Source organism: Crocosphaera sp. Alani8, assembly GCF_038442745.1.
In the GTDB taxonomy this organism is placed as follows: Bacteria; Cyanobacteriota; Cyanobacteriia; order Cyanobacteriales; family Microcystaceae; genus Crocosphaera.
The window spans coordinates 1-2609 of record NZ_JARVCN010000405.1; the positions used below are offsets into that span (position 1 = coordinate 1).

Genomic DNA, 2609 nt, shown 5'->3' on the forward strand with positions numbered 1-2609 from the left:
TTCAGTGCCATCCCAGTCGTCAATTTTTCCTAATTCTAATAGTGGGGCGATCGCTTGTTGAAAAGTTATCAATAATTCAGTTAGACTATTTGTAACTATTTTTTCAAAATTCATGGGGATTATTCAAAGTTTGATCAAGGGATTATGGCTCTAGGTTAACCTAATTAAACAGCGAGAGTCCCCATTTTCTTCTTTTTATTGACTTAAGCCCTTTTCTGCGCCTTCTCTTCGTCTTCTCTCTGTTTTTTCTTCGTCTTTTCTTCGTCTTTTTGCCTCCACCCCCCCAACTTTTTCCTGTTGAGAGCGATCGCGCTTATAAATTTTTGGTGTTCATCAGAACGGAATAAGAGCAAGCCGGTAAGCTTTCCCCAAATCCCCATCCCCAGTCGCTTTCAATGACTTCAGGTCGATGCGACATTTTTGCGTCGCTCCCAGTGCCGTAGTGCTTCTAATTTTTGGTCGGGCATGGGGACTCCTTTTCTAAGAGCGTCAAGATTTTCTTGAGACATACCTTTTATTTTGGCTAATCCAGAATGGGCAGCCATGCAATAATGGCAAGCGTTTTCATAATTAATGGGGTGCGCTCAAAAACAGTTGTTGAAACCAAAACGGCGATCGCTCTCTTAACGCCCAAGTCTAGTCTAATGTCGAGGTTGATTTTTTCGTCAACTCTAAGGCGATCGCTAAAAAAGTCTGTTTCTGGAAAATAAAGGGGAAAAGTCCTAAAAAATGTCTTAATGGGCTTGCAAACTGGACAAAAAAATGACAGTGTGTTAAAGAATTTTCAGCAATGAATCCACACTATCATGACAGAAAAATATCAAGATTGTATAACAAAAGTAAGTGACTTAATTTTTCATACTATACTAGAAAATGAGGAGGATTTGACGGCTCAATTTTTTCTTCTCGATGGAACTGTTCTCTCGATTTTGAGAGAAATCGGTTTAAAAGTCATGTCAATGTTACTCAGTTGAATCGTAGCTCAAATCACGGTTAAAGCTCAAAAAAAGGGATTTGTTGTCCACAGAAGACCGAAAATCAATTACACAACGATCTTTGGGAAATTTCAACTAGAATCCCCCTATCTATGGAATCGAAAATCAAAAAAGGGAATCCGACCTGTCAAAGAAAAATTAGGGTTCATAGGCACTAGGCTCTAGGCTCTAGGCTCTAGTAGTCAGAAGGGGATTGAACCCCTCCTGACTACAATCTCCCCAAAGGGAGGGGTCTTATACCCATACTACGGAACTCGGCTCTTGCCTAGAGCCTACGCCCTAGAGCCTAGAGCCTCGTCCCGTTGGGACGATAAAAGCGGGAGATTGTTCTCTAAAAGTTGGGCGAGCTTTAACAGAATTTGGTTGTGAAGATTCCTTTCAATTGGCGGCGAAAAGATTTGAAGAACATTATGGATTTTGTGTGGAAAGAAGTTGGTTACAAAGAGAAGTTCAAGAAAAGGCTAAACTGGCTGAAGATTATGTGGCTAAAATTTTGAAAGAGGCTGAAGAAAATGCCCCCAATAAAGTTGACCAAAAAAGTGACCAGGGCTTCGCCCTTGAAGGCAGAGGGCAGAGGGCAGAGGGCAGAAGGATTGTCCTTCTGCCTTATCCCTTCGGGTACAAGCCCCGTCTTTCAAGACGTCCGCGAGTTTGGTAGGGGTACAAGCCCCGTGACCTTACCAGTGAACTTCTGCCCTCTGCCCTTGTAGCGCAGCGTCTTCTGCCTTCGTTTGACCGAATTTTGTTACAATTGGATGGGAGTATGATTAGGACAGGAGTATATTCCCTAGCTAAAAAGCGAAAAAGGACTCCAAAAAGGAAGCTGCTAAAAAAAACTCGTAAAATTGATTGGGTAGAAATAAGAGTGGGCTTAGCTCGTCCAGTTGAACAGAAAGAAAAGCGGACATTTATCAGGGCTTCGCCCTTGAAGGCAGATGGCAGATGGCAGATGGCAGATGGTTTAGTCGATCTTCTTCCTCACTCCTTTTTGGGTTTAAGACCCCCGCCAAAATCTTCGATTTGGCGGTCTTCGTTTAGTGGCGAGTTTGAATCTCCCTCTAAACGATCCTTCTGCCCTCTGCCTTCTGCCTTCTGCCTTCTGCCTTCGTTTATAGCCAGATATGGCAAATATCCTGAACTAGCCAAAAATCTAAAAGCTGCTGCTTATCTTCAAGGATTCTCCGAAGAAAGCCAAATTTTTGCCGTAGCTGATGGAGGACCAGGATTAAAAGAAGCTCTTGAAGTTGAATTTCCTACTCTTCAATTTATTCTAGATAAAGCTCATCTATTACAACACCTTTATCAAGGTGCTGAAGCTCTAAAAATAGGAAAAAAACAGCGTTCAAATTGGGTGAATTATTTGCTTAATTTACTTGAGAGAGAGCCAGTGACGACTGTTACTAATAAAATGCGACAACTAGAAGTAAAAAGAATTGATCAGTTAGCCAATCATCTAGACCGTTTTCAGAACAGTGTTCAATCCCAAAAATTCCGTTCTCTTGGTCTCCCAATTGGCAGTGGAGAAATAGAAAGTTCTCACAAATATATCCCTCAAAAAAGGTTAAACTCACATCTTGCACCAAGAAAAGTTGATATGAGAAGCGATATCTGAAA

General features: G+C 41.6%; 4 protein-coding genes. 2 read left to right on the forward strand and 2 right to left on the reverse strand.

The features are described 5' to 3' along the window. Window positions 1–203: 203 nt before the first annotated feature. Both P9B04_RS20045 and P9B04_RS20050 read right to left on the reverse strand, forming a co-directional pair. Window positions 204–380 (reverse strand): hypothetical protein, encoded by a 177-nt coding sequence (locus P9B04_RS20045; protein ID WP_342056742.1) that lies wholly within the window; start codon window positions 378–380, stop codon window positions 204–206. A gap of 21 nt (window positions 381–401) precedes the next feature. Continuing rightward, on the reverse strand, window positions 402–545 hold the full coding sequence (locus tag P9B04_RS20050; protein ID WP_342056743.1) for a hypothetical protein: 144 nt from the start codon (window positions 543–545) through the stop codon (window positions 402–404). Window positions 546–1377: 832 nt separating this feature from the next. Between P9B04_RS20050 and P9B04_RS20055 the strand changes: the two genes are divergently transcribed. Both P9B04_RS20055 and P9B04_RS20060 read left to right on the forward strand, forming a co-directional pair. Further along, window positions 1378–1653, forward strand: coding sequence for a hypothetical protein (locus P9B04_RS20055; RefSeq protein ID WP_342056744.1), 276 nt, complete (start codon window positions 1378–1380; stop codon window positions 1651–1653). Window positions 1654–1758: 105 nt separating this feature from the next. Continuing rightward, window positions 1759–2607 carry a hypothetical protein gene (locus tag P9B04_RS20060; RefSeq protein WP_342056745.1) on the forward strand — a complete coding sequence of 283 codons (849 nt, stop codon included), beginning with the start codon at window positions 1759–1761 and terminating at the stop codon, window positions 2605–2607. Window positions 2608–2609: the final 2 nt, after the last annotated feature.

Coding starts and splice junctions, on each gene's coding strand:
- P9B04_RS20060 (WP_342056745.1), top strand. CDS start 1,759: ATGATTAGGACAGGAGTATATTCCCTAGCTAAAAAGCGAAAAAGGACT.
- P9B04_RS20050 (WP_342056743.1), bottom strand. CDS start 545: ATGGCTGCCCATTCTGGATTAGCCAAAATAAAAGGTATGTCTCAAGAA.
- P9B04_RS20045 (WP_342056742.1), bottom strand. CDS start 380: ATGGGGATTTGGGGAAAGCTTACCGGCTTGCTCTTATTCCGTTCTGAT.